Raw genomic sequence first — 18,748 nt, 5'->3', positions numbered from 1 at the left:
GTTTTCATTAATTAACTTCTATTCTTTCAACTTCAACTTCTAATTTTAACCATTGTGCGATGATATTTTTAATATGTACCGTATCTCCTGTCGCAAAGAAACGGTGATTAGGATGGCGTGTGTAGCTAGCATGTTCATTGCTAAATGTTAATAAAGCACTGACCTCACGTGCCGTTTCAAGTCCGGAAGAAATCACTTTCTTTTCTCCTCCGAAATAATCATTAATAGGTTTATAGAGAAGTGGATAGTGCGTACATCCTAATATAATTGTATCAGCATCCGTATTACGCCATTGTTTCAACGTTTGATGAATCACAATACTTGTAATTGTAGGATCATCGTAGCGCATTTGTTCAACTAAAGGCACGAAGCCAGGACAAGCTACTCCATAGACATTGACGTGCGGATTGATGCGTTTAATATGATGACGGTACGCTTCTGATTTAATCGTACCTTCTGTGCCTAATATTAAAACATTTTGATTTTTAGTTGTCATAATAGCGGTTCTAGCGCCAGGTTCAATAACTCCAATTACTGGGATTGGCAGTAACTTTTGTAAATGTTCTAAAGCGACTGCAGTAGCCGTATTGCATGCGATAACTAACATTTTTATATCAAATAGCATAAGTTTTTTAGCTATTTGTGTTGTGAATTCTTTAACCTCTTCACCTGATCTAGGGCCATAAGGGCACCTTGCTATATCTCCTAAATAATAAATCGTTTCATTGGGAAGTTGGCGCATAATCTCTTTAGCAACCGTCAAACCTCCTACGCCTGAATCTATAACGCCTATTGGTTTATTCATTTAAATTCATCCTTATACTATATAGTCATTTTATTTTACCATAGTCGCTAAATGAGTTTGACTAATATGATTACACCCTTTTAAAACAAAAACAAAAAGGGTTAAGACATTCTCTGAAAATGTCTCAACCCTTTAAATTTTATATCTATAGTTCTTTAATTACGCATCTTAGTCTACTTTATGGTCTGAACCAAAGAATGATTTAAACATGTGGAATGTTGTTTCTCTATTTAGCGCTGCAATCGAAGTTGTTAAAGGAATACCTTTAGGACAAGCATTTACACAGTTTTGAGAGTTACCACACTCTTGTAAACCACCACTACCCATTAAAGCATCTAAACGTTCATCTTTCGTCATTGCACCTGTTGGGTGTAAGTCGAAAAGACGTACTTGTGAGATAGCTTGTGCTCCAACGAATTTATTATTAGGAGTGACATTTGGGCAAACTTCTAAACATACGCCACATGTCATACATTTAGATAATTCATAAGCAGTTTGTCGTTTTTTCTCTGGCATACGTGGGCCAGGACCTAAGTCATACGTACCATCGATTGGAATCCAAGCTTTCATACGTTTTAAGTTGTCGAACATTCTTGTACGGTCAACTTGTAAGTCACGAATAACTGGGAATGTATTCATTGGTTCCAAACGGATTGGTTGTTCCAATTGGTCGACAATTGCTGAACATGATTGTCTAGCACGGCCGTTAATAACCATTGAACAAGCACCACAAACTTCTTCTAAACAGTTCATATCCCATGTAATAGGCGTTGTTTTTTCACCTTTACTATTTACAGGATTACGTCTAATTTCCATTAAACAAGCAATTACATTCATATTCTCTTTGTAAGGAATTTCGAATGATTCTTCATAAGGTTTAGAATCTTGATTATCTTGTCGTTTAACGATTAATTTAATTGTTTTTTGTTTGTTTTTTTGTTCTTCTTGATTATTTTGATTACCTTGAGTGCTTTGAGATTCATTGTTACGTAGTTCTTTTGGAGTGTCTTTTACTGATTGAGTGTCAGCCATTATTTTTTACCTCCTTTAGACTTACTTGTGTAGTCACGTTTACGCGGTGGAATTAAACTTACATCTACTGGTTCATAAGTAAATTTAGGTGCTTCTTCTTTACCTTGATACTCAGCTAATGTTGTTTTTAACCACTCTTCATCGTTACGATCTGGGAATTCTGGTTTATAGTGGGCACCACGTGACTCATTACGATTGTAAGCCCCAATTGTAATTACTCGTGCTAAAACTAACATATTCCATAATTGACGAGTGAAGAATACTGCTTGGTTACTCCAAGTTTGTGTATCTTCCATATCAATGTCTTGATAACGTTTCATTAATTCAACAATTTTTTTATCAGTTTCAAGTAATTTATCATTTTCACGTACTACTGTTACATTAGCTGTCATAATTTCACCTAATTCTCGGTGAAGTTTATAAGCATTTTCAGTACCACGCATATTTAAAAGTTTGTCGAAGCGTTCTTGTTCTTCATCTACACGTTTTTGATATATACTTTCGTCTAAGTCAGTGTATGTTGTTTCAACATTTTCAATATATTTAATCGCATTAGGTCCAGCCACAGTACCACCATAGATAGCAGATAATAATGAGTTAGCGCCTAAACGGTTACCACCATGTTGAGAGAAGTCACATTCACCGGCTGCAAATAAACCTTTAATATTGGTCATTTGATCATAGTCAACGTATAAACCACCCATTGAATAATGCACAGCTGGGAAAATCTTCATTGGTACTTTACGCGGATCATCACCTGTGAATTTTTCATAAATCTCAATGATACCACCTAATTTAACGTCTAGCTCATGTGGATCTTTATGAGATAAATCAAGGTAGACCATGTTTTCACCGTTAATACCTAATTTTTGGTTAATACATACGTCGAAGATTTCACGTGTCGCAATGTCACGTGGAACTAAGTTACCGTAATCAGGATATTTCTCTTCTAAGAAATACCAAGGTTTACCGTCTTTATAAGTCCAAATACGTCCACCTTCACCACGAGCTGATTCACTCATTAAACGCAGTTTATCGTCGCCTGGTATAGCTGTTGGATGAATTTGAATAAATTCACCATTTGCATATTTAGCACCTTGTTGGTAAACGATTGATGCTGCTGAACCTGTATTAATCATAGAGTTTGTTGTTTTACCGAAGATAATACCAGGACCACCAGTCGCCATGATTACAGCATCTGAACCAAATGATTTAATTTCAGACGTTGTCATATTCTGAGCAACAATCCCTCTTGCGGCATTTTCATCGTCTTTAACTAAGCCTAAGAATTCCCAGCCTTCATATTTAGTAACTAAGCCGTCAACTTCGAATGAACGAACTTGTTCATCAAGTGCATATAAAAGTTGTTGTCCAGTTGTAGCTCCCGCGAATGCTGTTCTGTTGTACAATGTGCCACCAAAACGTCTGAAGTCTAGTAAACCTTCTTTAGTTCTACTAAACATAACACCCATACGGTCTAATAGATGAATAATTGATGGTGCAGCTTCTGTCATCGCTTTTACAGGTGGTTGGTTCGCTAAGAAGTCCCCACCATATACTGTGTCATCAAAATGAATCCAAGGTGAATCGCCTTCACCCTTAGTGTTAACCGCACCGTTAATACCACCTTGGGCACATACAGAGTGCGAACGTTTAACAGGTACAATTGAGAATAAATCTACATGTGCACCTTGTTCTGCAGCTTTAATTGTTGACATTAGACCGGCAAGTCCTCCACCGACAACAATAATTTTTTTCTCTGCCATAAAATTGTCACTCCCCTAAAATATATCTAAGACCTAACTGTAGATGCTACATGCCTAATCGTTATCTATCATCATGTTATTGTTAAAACGGATGGAATATTCAGATAATTAACTAGACATATAGCGCTTTTGAATAACCTTTATATGTAGAATATTTTCATAGCCATTCATTCGTTTAACTACAGTTTTTAAGTTAATGTTTCGCTAATCCATGAGTTAAGGTTAAATTGTATTTAAATGCATCAATACAATATTTACGTGAATGCTAAGATTGCAGTAACACCGATGTATGAAAGAACTAAGAATACTGCTAATGATACCCATGTAAATACACGTTGAGATTTCTTAGATTGTAAAATACCCCATGTTACTAAGAATGACCAAAGACCATTTGAAAAATGGAACACTACTGCAATAATACAAATAATATAGATAACAACCCATAATGGACTTTGTAATGTTGCATGCATTAGATCGTAATTGACTTCTTTACCAAAGAATACTTTTTGTAAATGTGTTTGCCATAAATGTACAAATACAAAAACAAATGTGATAATACCAGTCAATCTTTGTAAAGCAAACATCCAGTTTCTAAATAATGAGTAGTGACCAATATTCTCTTTTGCTGTAAATGCTATGTGTATACCGTATAAACCATGATATAAAATTGGAATGTAAATCAAGACTAATTCAACAACGATTAAAAATGGTAATGATTCCATAAAAGCAGATGCTTTATTAAAAGCTTCAGCTCCTTGTGTTGCTTGATGATTCACCATTAAGTGAACGATTAAGAATGCACCAATTGGAATAATACCTAGTAACGAGTGAATTCGTCTAAGATAAAATTCGTTTTTAGACTTTGCCAAAAGGAGTCCCCCCTGTAAAACTATTAATTTAAATAGCTTTTCCCTAAGAAAGTCTTCATCGATTGAAAAAACATTTATCGGGTAATATATTTACTATTTTATTTAATACTCGTTGTAACAAGTAAAATTAATATCATTTTACAAGTGCGATAGAAATGTAGAATTGCATATCTAAGCTTAATAATAGGTTAAATTCATTATGCTCACGAGTACGTCTTAAAAAAGTAAATACTTCTCGGAGTTGAACTTCATTTAAGATTTTAATTTAAAAATGAAATATCTTAAAACACCGAAGTGATAATGTTTCTCAATTAGAAAACGCTTTCATACTTTCTTAAAAAAATAAGCTTTTTGTTAACTATATTGTAACATTTTTTATATATTTTTGGGGTATGAGAATTATTCTCATACCCCTTTTTTTAATTCAGCTATTATTTAATGCTTCTTGCAAGTTTTTAGCAACCTTTTCAGGAAGGCCAGCACCTTGTAAATCTTTAACGCTAGCTTCTTTCATTTTTTTAATCGAACCGAAAGTTCTTAATAATTTAGTCTTACGTTTACTTCCTATACCGTCCACTGTATCTAATACTGATTGTAAACCAGTCTTTTGGCGTGTTTGGCGATGGAAGGTAATCGCAAAACGATGAACCTCATCTTGAATTCTATGAAGTAAGTAAAAGGCTTGACTATTCTTTTTCATAGGAACTACTTCTGCATTCGCTCCATATAACAATTCAGATGTTTGGTGTTTATCATTTTTTCTTAGTCCAGCAACTGGAATATCCAGACCTAGCTCATTTTCGAGAACATCTAAAACACCACTCATATGACCCTTACCACCATCTACAATGATAAGATCTGGTAACGGAAGACCTTCATTTAATACACGAGTGTAGCGTCGACGTACCACTTCGCGCATTGATTTATAATCATCTGGTCCATCTACAGTTTTAATCTTATATTTACGATAGCCTTTTTTATCAGGTTTACCGTCAACAAATGTTACCATTGCTGATACTGGATCTACACCTTGAATATTAGAGTTATCGAAAGCTTCAATTCGTATAGGTGTTTGAATTCCCATTCTTTCTCCAAGTTCTTCAATAGCTTTTACCGTACGCGACTCATCTCTAGCAATAAGTTCAAATTTATTTTCAAGTGCCACTTCAGCATTATGATTGGCTAAATCAATCATTTCTTTTTTAGTCCCACGCACAGGTTGAACAATTTTAGTGTCAACGACTGAATTAATCATCTCTTTATCTAAATTTTTAGGAATATGAACTTCTTTAGGTAAAATATGTTGGTTCAAGCTATAAAACTGACCTATAAACGTATAAAACTCTTCTTCTTCAGTTTGTTGTAGTGGAATCATCGTCGCATCTCGCTGAATCATATTACCTTGACGTATAAAGAAGACTTGAATACACATCCAGCCTTTTGACACGCTATAGCCAAAGACATCTCTTATTGTATTATCAGAGGACATAATTTTTTGCTTTTTAGTTAAATTATGAATATGTTGAATCAAATCCCTATATTCTTTAGCACGTTCAAAATCTAAATTTTCACTAGCCTTCATCATACGCTCTTCTAAATTTTTTAAAATTGTTTTATCTTCTCCGTTTAGAAAATCACTGATTTCACGGGTCATTTGCGCATATTTCTGTTGATCTACATCATACACGCATGGTCCCATGCATTGACCGATATGGTAATAAAGACATAACTTATCCGGCATAGTATCACATTTTCTAAAAGGATAAATACGATCTAATAACTTTTTAGTTTCTTGCGCCGAATAAGCGTTTGGATAAGGGCCAAAATATTTACCAGTCCCTTTTTTTACAGTACGCGTTACGATAAGTTTTGGGTGTTTTTCTTTAGTGATTTTTATAAAAGGATAGCTTTTATCATCTTTTAATAAAATATTGTAACGAGGTTGATATTGCTTAATAAGATTTAATTCTAATAATAACGACTCTGTTTCACTAGAAGTTACGATATATTCAAAATTACGAATTTCACTTACGAGTCGAGTCGTTTTAGCATCATGTGCGCCAGTAAAGTAAGAACGTAATCTATTGCGTAAACGTTTAGCTTTTCCGACATAAATAATTTGATCATTACGATCCTTCATTAAATAACATCCTGGCTCGAAAGGAACGACGCTCAATTTATCTTTAATTTTTTCTTTATAATCTGACATTATTGTCCTCCTTTCTTTATCTTTTAGTCACATATAAAAAAGACGGAGCGATTACATTTAATGTAATGCCCCAGTCTCAATTTAGTTCTTTTCATTCTTATAGATGTTTATCTAATACTTCAGCTAAGTTTTCTTTAGGTTGGAAACCTACTACTTTATCAACTGGTTCTCCATCTTTAAAGACGATTAAAGTTGGAATACTCATTACTTCAAATTTAGCAGCTGTTGATGGATTTTCATCAACATCTAATTTTAAGATATCTGCTTTACCATCGTAGTCTCCAGCTAATTCTTCTAATACTGGCGCGATCATTTTACAAGGTCCACACCAAGTTGCCCAAAAGTCTACTAATTTAACGCCTGATTGAATGTTTTCATCAAAGTTTGAATCCGTTACTTTTACGATTGCCATAAATGCCAATCCTCCTTAAATTTTGAATGATGAGCAAATTATAACAGACTTTTATATCCTCTGCATTGCTCTTGCTCATTTAAAAATTTGTATCATTTTGTTTATCAAATGAGTTGTCATCTTGTTTCATTCACTTGCTTTATTTTACGTTATATACCCAAAAAATCAATATTCATGCTTAATAATTATTATTTCAATCATTTGAGTTCTGCAACAGTTACGCCAAAACCACCTTCACTCGGCATTCCTCCGCGATACGAACGAACACTTTTGTGTTTTTTTAAGTGATTTTGCACCCCTTTTTGAAGGGCGCCTGTACCTTTACCATGAATAATATAAACTTGTTCATAATTACTCAATACTGCTTGATCAATATATTGATCAAGTTCGCCTATCGCTTCTTCATAACGGTAACCTCGTAAATCTAACTCTGTTTTAATCGTCTGACGATTTTGTCGAGTAACCATCTTAGCTGGTTTTTCTTGTTTTTTCTTCGTTTTTTCTAAATCCTCAATAGGTAACTTCATTTTAATAATACCCATTTGAACGACCGCTTCATTATCGCCTACTAATTCTAGAACTTCACCTTTTTGGCCATAAGATAACACTTTAACTTCATCACCAGCATGAATCGCATCATGTTTTTGTTTTTGAATTTTTTGTTTTATTGATTTAGCTTCATATTGGTCATCTAATTGTTTTTTCTTATCAATTAGTTCATGTTCTTTAACGTCAGCGCCTTTTTTGTCGCGTAATTCTCTTAATTCTTTTAATATTTCATCTGCCTCTTTAGTAGCAGATTTAACGCGTCGATTAGCCTTTTCTTTAGCCTCATCCATTAATTTTTGTTCATAATTTTTATATTGTTCATATTGTTTTTCTAAATCATCATGTGTTGTTTTAGCTTCACGCAACAGTCTATCTAATTCAATCCGTTGTTCATCTACACGTTTAGAATTTTTTTCTAAGGATTCTATCATAGAATTGATTTCTTGTTCATCTGTACCAATCATTGTCTTCGCTTTATTTATGATGCTAAGGCTGAGTCCTAATTTTCTAGAAATATCAAATGCATTAGAACGACCTGGTACTCCCATTAAAAGTTTATACGTAGGACTTAGTGTATTGACATCAAATTCTACACTAGCGTTCATGACACCTTCACGATTATAACTATACGCTTTAAGCTCAGGATAATGAGTAGTTGCCATTACTAAAGAACCAATATTTCGGACGTTATCTAGAATACTCATAGCGAGTGCAGCACCTTCGCTTGGATCCGTTCCTGCTCCAAGTTCATCAAATAAAACTAAACTGTTCTTATCAGTCTCTTGTAGAATTTCAACAATATTTTTCATATGAGATGAAAAGGTTGATAACGATTGTTCAATAGATTGTTCATCGCCAATGTCACAGTATACATTTTCAAAGACGCTTAACTGACTTCCGTCTAAGGTAGGGATTAGTAAACCAGACTGCGCCATAACTATGATTAAGCCTAGCGTTTTTAGTGTTACTGTTTTACCACCAGTGTTCGGCCCTGTGATGATTACCGTTTCAACATCATCAATAAATTCAATAGTGTTTGCTACCACTGTTTCTTTATTTAATAATGGGTGATAGGCGTTAGGGAGATATACCGTTCTTTCTTTATGAAATGTTGGTTTAGTCCCTTTAATTGAACGTGCATACCGCGCTTTTGCAGTTAGGAAATCAATTTGCCCCATAACAGATTCCGCAATTAAACAACCATCTGCGTCTGCAGCTACCATTCCAGTTAATTCAGTTAGGATACGTTCACGTTCTACTGCTTCATCATTGCGTAAACGACTAATTTGATTATTCATTTCTACAATCGAAGAAGGCTCAATATATAATGTCTGCCCTGAAGCTGATTGGTCATGTACAATCCCCTTAAAGTCTTGTCGATATTCAGCTTTGACTGGAATAACATTACGATCATTACGCACTGTTATAATTGCGTCTGATAGTTTCTTTTGATTAGCTTGACTTTTAACGATGCGATCTAAATTTTGTCTGATACGTTGATTGGTGCTTGAAATCTTACTTCGTATACCTTGTAGTTCATAACTGGCGCTATCATATAAATCATGTGCGTCACATTTTTCATTTATTTCTTGAAAAAGGTCTGTTAATACTGGTAATTGGTTCATCTTATCATTCAAGATAGGATACTTAACCACACCTTCATCTTCTTCAACTAATTGATTATAAAACGTTTTGAATTGATTTTGAACTTGAATTAATCGCTTGATTAGATTCAATTCAGAGACATTCAGAACGCCACCAATCGTTGCTCGATGAACCAATGGCGACACTTTAGCCAAGCCACTTAAACTTGGTAAACGATGTTTATTATAAATTTGTGAGATTTCATCAGTCTCATTAATTTGAAATACTACAGTTTCAAAATCTATAGCTGGAGACATCTTAGACACTTTTTCACGTCCTAAATCACTTACAGTCTCAGAGGCTACAAATGATTTGATCTTATCGAATTCTAAGACGTCTAATGTTTTTTGTCTCATACAATCCCTCTATTTCTTCAATTTAATATTATTTTCTACTAAGTCTTTAAACGCTTCTCGAGACATCGTATTAATCACTCTATCTTTAGCTACAAATCCTTTTTGAGCTGTCGCAATTCCATATTTCATAAAGTCTAAATGATCAATATAATGTGCATCTGTATTAATGGTTAGTTTAACGTTTGAATATTTCCTTACTGTTTCAGCATTTAAATCTAAACGTTTTGGATTAGCATTAATCTCCATAATGGTATTCGTTTCTTCTGCTAAGGCCATTAATTGTTCAATGTTAGGTTGATAACCTTCGCGTCGCCCTATAATTCGTCCTGTTGGATGAGCGATATGTCTTACATATGGATTACGGCATGCATTTTCTAAACGTTTCATAATTTCTTCTTCAGATTGGTTAAAACTTTGGTGAATAGCAGCTATAACATAATCAAGTTGCGCTAACACGTCATCATCATAATCTAAAGAACCATCCGGAAGAATATCCATTTCTGTACCGGAATAGATATCAATTTCATCGTACTCTTCATTGAGTTGTTTTATTTCTTCATTTTGTCTTAATAAACGTTCAACTTGTAATCCATTTGCTACTTTTAAGCTTTGAGAATGATCTGTAATAACCATAAATTGGTAGCCTTTTTTAATATTTGCTTCTACCATGTCTCTAATTGAAAAAGCACCATCACTGTATGTGGTATGCATATGAATATCGCCATTGATATCATCTAAGGTCACGATATTACTTAAATCACGGTCAAACTCGCTACCGTCTTCACGCATTGTTGGTGCCATCCATTTTTTACCAAAGTGTTGATAAATTTCTTCTTCACTTTGAAATTGTAGAAGTGTGCCGTCTTGTTGTTCGATACCATATTCACTTACTTTTTCTTGCTGTTCTTTTGCAAGTTGTCGTATACGAATATTATGATCTTTAGAACCAGTGAAATGTTGAAGTGTATGATAAAAAGCTGCTGGTTCAATAAGTCTGAAATCGACACCGATTGTTTCGTCATCATAAGTTAATTCTAATGATACTTTTGTTTGACCTAATGCCACTTCTTTCACTTTATTAGGAATGTTGAGAAGTTGTTGTTGAACTTTTTCAGGGTTATTTGTACTAATAATATAATCTAGGTCTTTACTCATTTCTTTATAACGACGGAAACTGCCTGCTTCTGAATACTTTTCAATTTCTTCAAGCGTTTCCAGATATTGTATAATCGTTTTATTTAAATTACGCATTAAATCAATTGGATAGCGTTCTTTTTTAGCACCTAACGCTTTTACTGCTTCTAAAATATTTTGTTCTGTTTTTTTAGCAAACCCACTAAGTTCGCTCACTTTTCCCGCTTCACAGGCTGCTTGCAGACTTTCTTTATCTGTTACATTAAGTTCTTTATAAAGTTTAGCTATTTTTTTACTACCTAATCCTTGAATCTTCATAAGAGTAATTAAGCCAGCAGGCACTAATTGTTGTAATTCATTTAACACTGCTGATTCACCAGTAGTGCGATATTCATTAATAACGTCGCCTACACCTTTACCGATACCTTTTAATTCAGTCACATCTTCAATATCATCTAAAGGTCGTTCGTCAATTTCTAGACTTTGTGCTGCTTTTCTATAAGCAGAAACTTTGAATGTGTTTTCTCCATTTAATTCCATATATATAGCTATCTTTTCTAACAGTTGAATAATATCTTTTTTAGTCAATATGCTCACTCCATAAAAAGAAGACCAGGACTTTTAATAACGTAGCCTTGTCCTGACCTCATATCAGTTTTAGTATTATAAATTTAGAATGTAAGACGAGAAAAACGGTGTATTAAATAAAATAAAGCTTCCAAGGTATGAATGTTTCAAACTTTGTTGCAACCACTCAATAGGATAAAGTGCAACAACGTATATCATTAATTGAATGATAAGCATTGCCATAATAACGCTAATCACACTTCCAAATATTCTGCTTAGCAGACTCAGATGCTGATACGTCATTATATTATCAAAACTTACAACAATAAGATATAAAAGCAACTTGCACACTACAGTAATTAAAAGAAAAGCAATAACTGAATCAAAACGTTGTTGCAATTCATTAAAGTGATAAGCGTAGGTAGTATCAAATGCAATTGTCTTAGGAAATGGCACAAAAACAATCAATTGTTTAGCTATAGCGCGATAAAATTGATGCGCGATGACTATAGCAGCCACAGAAGATAAGAAATGTAGACTGTTCAACCATGCGCCTCTTCTAAAACCAATGATTAAATAATATACGATGATAAGTAAGACAATTAAATCGATGATCATTTATTCATCTCGTTCTTTTAATTGCTTAATTTCTTGTAACAACTTGCGATTCTCCTCTTCTAGCTTCACTTTTTCATGCATAATATTAACCGCTGTTAAAATAGACTTTCTAGTAGTATCTAATCCAGTTGATTTACGTCCTAATTCTTTTAACTTTTCATCAACTAAATGTGCCACATAACGAATATGCTCCGGGTTTTCTTCACCGATTATTGTATAATTTTGATCATTAATAGTTACATTAATACGATTTTTAAACTCTCCCATAGCACTAACTCCTGACATTTTTATTATTCTTGACGGGGTCAACATGAGAATTTTATCATGAAATACGCTATGATATGCAAATTGAACATAGACTCTAATGATAATAAAATTCAAGTTTCAATCTCGCTCGTCGTTCGTTTTTGCTCAAATTCTAACCATCGTTCAACCTCTTTATATAGTAGAATTTCACAATTTATTATACATTAGGATACTAATATTTGTAAGTAGTTATTCCTTATACTTTCTACAATCAAAGCATATCTTTATACTTTATCGATTGTTAAATAATATTTATGTTATGCTTATCATTGTTTTAATAGTATTTTGAAAAGTGAGGTCAAGTAAGTTAATGGCTAATGTCGTTCATAAATTATCAGAACAAGAAATTCAACAACTCATGAAACAATTAAAATTTGAAACATCACAGTTGCCTGCTGGTATGAAAGCGCGAATTAAACATAACCAAGCAGTCATCAATATTTATAATTCCGGAAAAGTAATGTTTCAAGGAAAAAACGCCGAAATGGTAGCACAACAATTATTACCTAATCATAGTGCCTCGTCTTCAACACGTTCTACTGCTTCATCAAAAGAAAATAAAAGTATTATTTCATATAATCAATATAATTGTATCGGTAGCGATGAAGCTGGTAGTGGCGATTACTTTGGGCCATTAACCGTTTGTGCAGCCTATGTTTCAAAAGAACACGTAGAGATTCTTAAAACATTAGGCGTCGATGATTCTAAAAAATTAACAGATACTAAAATTGTAGAACTAGCAGAACAGTTAGTTACTTTTATCCCCCACTCACTTCTAACATTAGATAACGTGAAGTATAACGATAGACAGTCAATCGGTTGGTCTCAAGTAAAAATGAAAGCTGTTTTACATAATGAAGCCATTAAAAATGTTACTCAGAAGATTGATATAAATGAACTTGATTATATCGTAATCGACCAATTTGCCGTACGTGGGGTATATCAACGCTATGCCTTAAGCGCGCTGCCTTTTCCAGATAAAACAAAGTTTGAGACTAAAGGCGAATCAAAATCATTAGCTATTGCAGTTGCTAGTATTATTTCAAGATATGCTTTCGTAAAACATATGGACCATATAGCTCAACTAATGCGTTGTGAAATCCCTAAAGGTGCAAGTAATAAAGTTGATTTAGCAGCAGCCCGTATTATTGAACAACATGGCATCGCTAAACTAGATAGTATTTCAAAAAAGCATTTTAAAAACCGTGATAAAGCCCAACATTTAGTCCAACAAAAATATGAATAACTTTATATTAAATAGTATTGCTAACAAAGCAGGCGTAGAGGTGATTCAACTATAGAATCATCTCTACGCCTATATTTTAAGGGTTATACCCTGATATCTTTATATTATCTAATGACAGCACCTTTAGCTTGTAATGCTTCTAATACTTTGTCATGCACTTTAGATACGCGTTCATCTGTTAATGTGTCTTCAGTATCTAAGTAATTTAAACGAATGGCTACTGATTTTTTACCTTCTTCTAAATGTTCACCTTCATAAACGTCGAATACTAAAGTATGTTGAAGAATATCTTCACCATTATCATGAATGATTTGAAGTAATTCTGATGATGGCACTTCATGGTTTACTTCTAAAGCGATATCTCGTGTTACACCTGGGAATTTAGGAATTGGTGCATAGTTAATATATCCTACTGCCACTTCCATCATTGCGTCATAATTTAATTCAAATACATATGTGCGTTTTAAATCATTATCAGCTGCTACTTGTGGATGTAATTCCCCGATAAATCCAATTTCAGTACCGTTCAATGAAACGATAGCAGTTCGTCCAGGGTGGAGACCACTAATTTCTCCAGCTTTGTAACTAAACTCAAGATTTAATTTTTCAGCAACGCGATCAACTACACCTTTAGCAATAAAGAAATCTATCTCTTCTTTTTTACCTTGCCAAGCATTTACCATATACTCACCAGTTAAAATACCACTTAAGTATTCTACTTCGTCAGGTAATTCGCCTTCACCATTACCAAAGAACACACGACCTACTTCATATAGACGTACATCTTTATTTTTACGTGCAACATTATAAGCAGTAGCCTCAATTAAATGTGGTAATAGGCTTTGACGTAATGTAGAATGCGCTTCACTCATAGGCATCAATAAACTGATAGTTGGACGTTCTTGTAACGCAAAGTCTTGCGCATGGTCTTTAGATACTAATGAATACGTAATTGCTTGATTTAATCCAGCTCCTTCAAGCGTGTCTTTAACCGTACGTGTTTTATACTGACGGTCAGTTAACTCACCACTTGTTACTTCTCCAAAAATTGGTAACGAAGATGGAATATCATCATAGCCATAAATTCGTGCAACTTCTTCAATTAAATCTTCTTTGATTGTAATATCTTTACGACGTGATGGTACTTCTACTGTTAAAGTATCGTCATCTTGTGTTGTCTTAAAGCCTAATTGTTCAAAGATCGCTTTAATCTCATCACTTGATAGTTCAAAACCGATTGTTTGGTTTACTTTGTCTACTGTAATATCAATTGGAGTTACAAAGTCACCTAAATCGCCAGCTGAAACTCTATCTTGCAACACTTCGCCAGATGCATATGTTTGTAATAAATAGCATGCTCTGTCTACCGCTTCGTCGACAAATTCAGTGGCAATACCCTTTTCAAAACGGCTAGAAGCTTCACTACGTAAATTTAAACGGCGTGAAGTATGACGAATTGAAACTGGATCGAATATTGCTCCTTCTACTACGACATTTGTAGTTTGTTCTGTTACTTCTGAAAAGTCTCCCCCCATCACACCAGCTAATGCGATAGGTTCTTTACCGTTTGAAATAACAATATCAGTATCGACTAATGTACGTTCTGAATTATCTAACGTCGTCATCGTTTCATCCGTTTGCGCTTGACGCACCACAATCTCTTGTGAACCAATGTTGTTTTGATCAAACATGTGCAATGGTTGACCGTATTCTAATAATACGTAATTTGAAATATCGACTACATTATTAATTGGTCGAATACTTGCTTTGATTAAACGTGCTTGCATCCAAATTGGAGATGGCGCAATCGTCACGTTCTTCACGATACGCGCGCTATAATACGGAACTTTTTCAGGATTATTCACTGAAACAGATAATGCATTTGTCGCAGATTCTGAGTTTTCGTTACTTTGAGTTTCAGGTTTAGTCATTTCTGTTTGATATAACGCAGCTACTTCATAAGCTGTACCTACCATACTTAATGCATCTGCACGGTTAGGTGTTAAATCAAATTCCATCACTTGATCATTTAAATAAAGTGCAGTTAAAGCATCTGTGCCTGGTTTAACTTCAGTTGGGAAAACGAAAATACCATTCTCATATGCTTTAGGAACGACATTACCAGAAATACCAATTTCTTGTAATGAACAAATCATGCCTTCAGAGCGTTCACCACGTAATTTTGCTCGCTTAATCTTAATGCCACCAGGTAAACGTCCTCCTACTTTAGCAACAATAACATGTTGACCTGCATCTACGTTTGGTGCGCCACATACGATTTGAACAGGTTCTTCGTCACCAATATCTACTTGGCAAATATTTAATTTGTCAGCATCGGGATGTTTTTCTTTAGATTGTACATAACCAACCACTAAATTTTTAATATCTTTTGTATAGTCAATGATGTCATCTACTTCAATACCTGTACGTGTAATACGTTCGGCCAGGTCTTGTACTGTTACGCCTGCATCAACGTAATCTTTTAACCATTCATTTGAAATCAACATTATAATTCACCTCTATCTTCAACTGCTTTAAATTGGTCAAGGAATCGAACATCATTTGTGTAGAAATGGCGAATATCTTCAATACCATATTTCAACATTGCGATACGGTCTGGTCCCATACCAAATGCGAAACCAGAATATTCATTAGAGTCAAACCCAGCCATTTCAAGTACATTGGGGTGTACCATACCCGCACCAAGAATTTCAATCCATCCTGTATGTTTACATACATTACATCCTTGCCCTTTACATTTAAAACAAGACACATCTACTTCAACTGATGGTTCAGTAAATGGGAAATAACTTGGACGTAACCGAATTTCACGATCAGCACCAAATAATTTTTTAGCTACTAATTCTAATGTCCCTTTTAAATCACTCATTTTAATATTTTTATCGACAACTAAACCTTCAATTTGTGTAAATTGGTGACTATGTGTCGCATCATCTGAATCACGACGGTACACTTTACCAGGACAAATAATTTTAACAGGACCTTGACCATTACGTTTCTCCATCGTACGTGCTTGTACTGGTGAAGTATGGGTACGCATTAGAATTTCATCGGTAATGTAAAAACTATCTTGCATATCGCGTGCGGGATGCGATTTAGGTAAGTTTAATGCTTCAAAATTATAATAGTCTTGTTCAACTTCATAACCATCTACAATTTCATAACCAAGCCCTAAGAATAAGTCTTCAATTTCTTCAACAGTTCTAGTTAATGGATGTTTTGAGCCGATGCTAATTTGACGGCTAGGTAATGTAACGTCAATTGTTTCTTCAGCTAATTGTTGATTTAATTTTTCTGTTTTTAACAGTGTTTGTTTTTCATCTAATTCATTTTGGATTGTCTGTCTTAATTCATTTACCTTTTGACCATAAGCAGGCTTTTCCTCATTAGGTAAGTCTTTCATATTCTTCATTAAGCCACTTACTGAACCTTTTTTACCTAAATATTTCACTTTTACATCTTGCAATTCTCGTTCATTTTGCGCTTCATTAATATCAACAAGTGCTTGTTGTTTTAATTCCGCCATTGAATCGTTCTGAGTCATTAACTTACACCTCTCAATTATATTCATAATCAAATTAATTTTATTTTTACGAAAAAAAGACTCTCCTCCCTAAAACTGGGACGAAAGCCTTCCGTGGTACCACCCAAATTTATGTTAGCGCAAAAGACTATAGACAAAACCTTGCTATGGGCATACCGTTAGATAGTGTCCAAAGCGTGTGGTTAAAGTCTAGTTCCTTTACTTTACATACACTTGTATACGTTGTTAACGAAGACGTGCTCCGGAGAACAGGACATTGATACTTATAAATCAAATACATGTAATTAATTAAATTACATTTTAAGTGTTTTATCCAGTCTCAACCAAAAAGATGAAAGAAACTAATTAGAATTGGAGTAATTTTCAGTCACGCTTACTCTCCCTGCACAATCCTTTTTATTAGTTAAGGTCTTTTTATAGGTTAATCATTCAATTTTTGTATTGTGTTTTATTATTAATAGTAAATGTGTATATCTAAGTATAGCCGATTTTAAATAAAGGGGTCAACCTTTCAAATGGTAAAGCAAGATACTTCCTGCAATTGCCACATTTAAACTTTCCGCCTTACCATATATCGGAATTGTAAGATTTTGAGAAGTATGTGCTAATAAGTCTTTATTAACCCCTTCACCTTCGTTACCTAGAAGTAAAGCAAATGATGCTTGCGTAGTAACTTCTTTATATGACACTGCATTTTCAAGCGCTGTGCCATATACAGGTCCTTCAAATTGTGAAATAAACTCATTTAAATCAGTTGTTATCACAGGAATGTGAAAAACGCTACCTTGACTAGCTCTTAAAACTTTATCTTGGTAGGCATCGGCCGTCCCCTTTTCCATAACAATTAAGTCAAGCCCTGCGGCATCTGCAGTACGAATCAATGTTCCTAAGTTACCAGGGTCTTGAATACGATCGATGAGTAAAACTTGTTTAGCTTGAGTAATGTCGTAAGTTGGTTTCTCAATAACAGCAAAGAATCCTTGGGGTGTAATAGTTCCCGATAAAGATTCAGCTACTTTCATATTAATTTCAAAAGTTTCTTCAGCGTAATTCAAGAGTGCGTCTTCTGTTCTGTCTGGTTCTATAACAAATAGTTGTTTAATTGCGATACCGCTTTGATAAGCCTCTTCAATTAAATGAATACCTTCTATAAGTGCTTGGCCGGTTTTATCACGGTCACGTTTCTTTTTTAATTTATTCGCATTTTTAATTTTATTATTTTGAGCTGACGTAATTTGTTCCATATATTGTCTCCATTATTAATATATTATTTAACATAGCACCATGCTTTAGTTTCTCAATTCATCTTGATTACTATAAAGTATAACATCTTAACTGAATAAGATAGAGACAAAATGAAAAAAGGGCTAAGCCATTTTATAAATGACTTAGCCTCTTAGTTATTACCTATTCGATTAGTCGATTATTTAGAAACGACTTCTTCACCATTGTAAGAACCACAGTTTTTACATACACGGTGAGATAATTTGTATTCGCCACAATTTGGGCATTCAGTCATACCAGGTACTGAAATTTTGAAGTGCGTACGACGTTTGTTTTTTCTAGTTTTAGACGTTCTTCTTTTTGGTACTGCCATGATATATCCTCCTTAATATTTAAACACGTAATCTTAAGTGTTAGGTCATTAAATCATTATACTACAATTTAAA

The 18,748-nt window shown here is 34.1% G+C and carries 15 protein-coding genes; 1 reads left to right on the top strand and 14 read right to left on the bottom strand.

All coding sequences use genetic code 11. The features are described 5' to 3' along the window. Positions 1-7 precede the first annotated feature (7 nt). From racE to zapA, 10 genes are all read right to left on the bottom strand, one after another. Positions 8-805 (bottom strand): glutamate racemase, encoded by a 798-nt coding sequence (gene racE / locus CD147_RS07975; RefSeq protein WP_103166884.1) that lies wholly within the window; start codon positions 803-805, stop codon positions 8-10. Between the two features lie 168 nt (positions 806-973). Further along, entirely contained in the window at positions 974-1,837 is an 864-nt protein-coding gene (gene sdhB / locus CD147_RS07970) for a succinate dehydrogenase iron-sulfur subunit (RefSeq protein ID WP_103166883.1), read from the bottom strand. Further along, positions 1,837-3,603 carry a succinate dehydrogenase flavoprotein subunit gene (sdhA, locus tag CD147_RS07965; protein WP_103166882.1) on the bottom strand — a complete coding sequence of 589 codons (1,767 nt, stop codon included), beginning with the start codon at positions 3,601-3,603 and terminating at the stop codon, positions 1,837-1,839. Before sdhA ends, sdhB begins: the two co-directional genes overlap by 1 nt. Before the next feature lie 254 nt (positions 3,604-3,857). Beyond that, the gene (locus CD147_RS07960; RefSeq protein ID WP_103166881.1) at positions 3,858-4,472 is read right to left on the bottom strand and encodes a succinate dehydrogenase cytochrome b558 subunit; all 615 of its coding nucleotides are present in this window, start codon (positions 4,470-4,472) and stop codon (positions 3,858-3,860) included. A gap of 424 nt (positions 4,473-4,896) precedes the next feature. After that, positions 4,897-6,681, bottom strand: a complete 1,785-nt coding sequence (uvrC, locus tag CD147_RS07955) for an excinuclease ABC subunit UvrC (RefSeq protein WP_103166880.1) — start codon at positions 6,679-6,681, stop codon at positions 4,897-4,899. Between the two features lie 97 nt (positions 6,682-6,778). Further along, entirely contained in the window at positions 6,779-7,093 is a 315-nt protein-coding gene (gene trxA, locus CD147_RS07950) for a thioredoxin (RefSeq protein WP_011276093.1), read from the bottom strand. 197 nt (positions 7,094-7,290) lie between these two features. Then, positions 7,291-9,642 (bottom strand): endonuclease MutS2, encoded by a 2,352-nt coding sequence (locus CD147_RS07945; protein WP_103166879.1) that lies wholly within the window; start codon positions 9,640-9,642, stop codon positions 7,291-7,293. Positions 9,643-9,651: 9 nt separating this feature from the next. Then, the gene (polX, locus tag CD147_RS07940; protein WP_103166878.1) at positions 9,652-11,364 is read right to left on the bottom strand and encodes a DNA polymerase/3'-5' exonuclease PolX; all 1,713 of its coding nucleotides are present in this window, start codon (positions 11,362-11,364) and stop codon (positions 9,652-9,654) included. 75 nt (positions 11,365-11,439) lie between these two features. Continuing rightward, positions 11,440-11,961, bottom strand: a complete 522-nt coding sequence (locus tag CD147_RS07935) for a CvpA family protein (RefSeq protein ID WP_103166877.1) — start codon at positions 11,959-11,961, stop codon at positions 11,440-11,442. Then, positions 11,962-12,228 carry a cell division protein ZapA gene (gene zapA, locus CD147_RS07930; RefSeq protein WP_103166876.1) on the bottom strand — a complete coding sequence of 89 codons (267 nt, stop codon included), beginning with the start codon at positions 12,226-12,228 and terminating at the stop codon, positions 11,962-11,964. Positions 12,229-12,577: 349 nt separating this feature from the next. Between zapA and rnhC the strand changes: the two genes are divergently transcribed. After that, positions 12,578-13,513: a ribonuclease HIII gene (gene rnhC, locus CD147_RS07925; protein WP_103166875.1), complete on the top strand. Its 936-nt coding sequence runs from the start codon at positions 12,578-12,580 to the stop codon at positions 13,511-13,513. Between the two features lie 104 nt (positions 13,514-13,617). On the opposite strand, the gene pheT is transcribed toward rnhC, so the two are convergent. The 4 genes from pheT to rpmF all read right to left on the bottom strand — a co-directional run bounded on the left by pheT (position 13,618) and on the right by rpmF (position 18,675). Further along, on the bottom strand, positions 13,618-16,020 hold the full coding sequence (gene pheT / locus CD147_RS07920) for a phenylalanine--tRNA ligase subunit beta (RefSeq protein WP_103166874.1): 2,403 nt from the start codon (positions 16,018-16,020) through the stop codon (positions 13,618-13,620). Beyond that, complete coding sequence (pheS, locus tag CD147_RS07915) at positions 16,020-17,078, bottom strand: phenylalanine--tRNA ligase subunit alpha (RefSeq protein WP_103166873.1); 1,059 nt, start codon at positions 17,076-17,078, stop codon at positions 16,020-16,022. The genes pheT and pheS overlap by 1 nt, the downstream gene beginning before the upstream one ends. 503 nt (positions 17,079-17,581) lie before the next feature. After that, positions 17,582-18,322 (bottom strand): TrmH family RNA methyltransferase, encoded by a 741-nt coding sequence (locus CD147_RS07910; RefSeq protein ID WP_103166872.1) that lies wholly within the window; start codon positions 18,320-18,322, stop codon positions 17,582-17,584. A 179-nt stretch (positions 18,323-18,501) separates the two neighbouring features. Further along, on the bottom strand, positions 18,502-18,675 hold the full coding sequence (gene rpmF / locus CD147_RS07905; RefSeq protein WP_001830121.1) for a 50S ribosomal protein L32: 174 nt from the start codon (positions 18,673-18,675) through the stop codon (positions 18,502-18,504). Positions 18,676-18,748: the final 73 nt, after the last annotated feature.

The organism is Staphylococcus devriesei (assembly GCF_002902625.1).
Lineage (GTDB): Bacteria > Bacillota > Bacilli > Staphylococcales > Staphylococcaceae > Staphylococcus > Staphylococcus devriesei.
The sequence above is the reverse complement of the archived record's forward strand: the minus strand, read 5'-3'. Positions and strand labels throughout refer to the sequence as shown.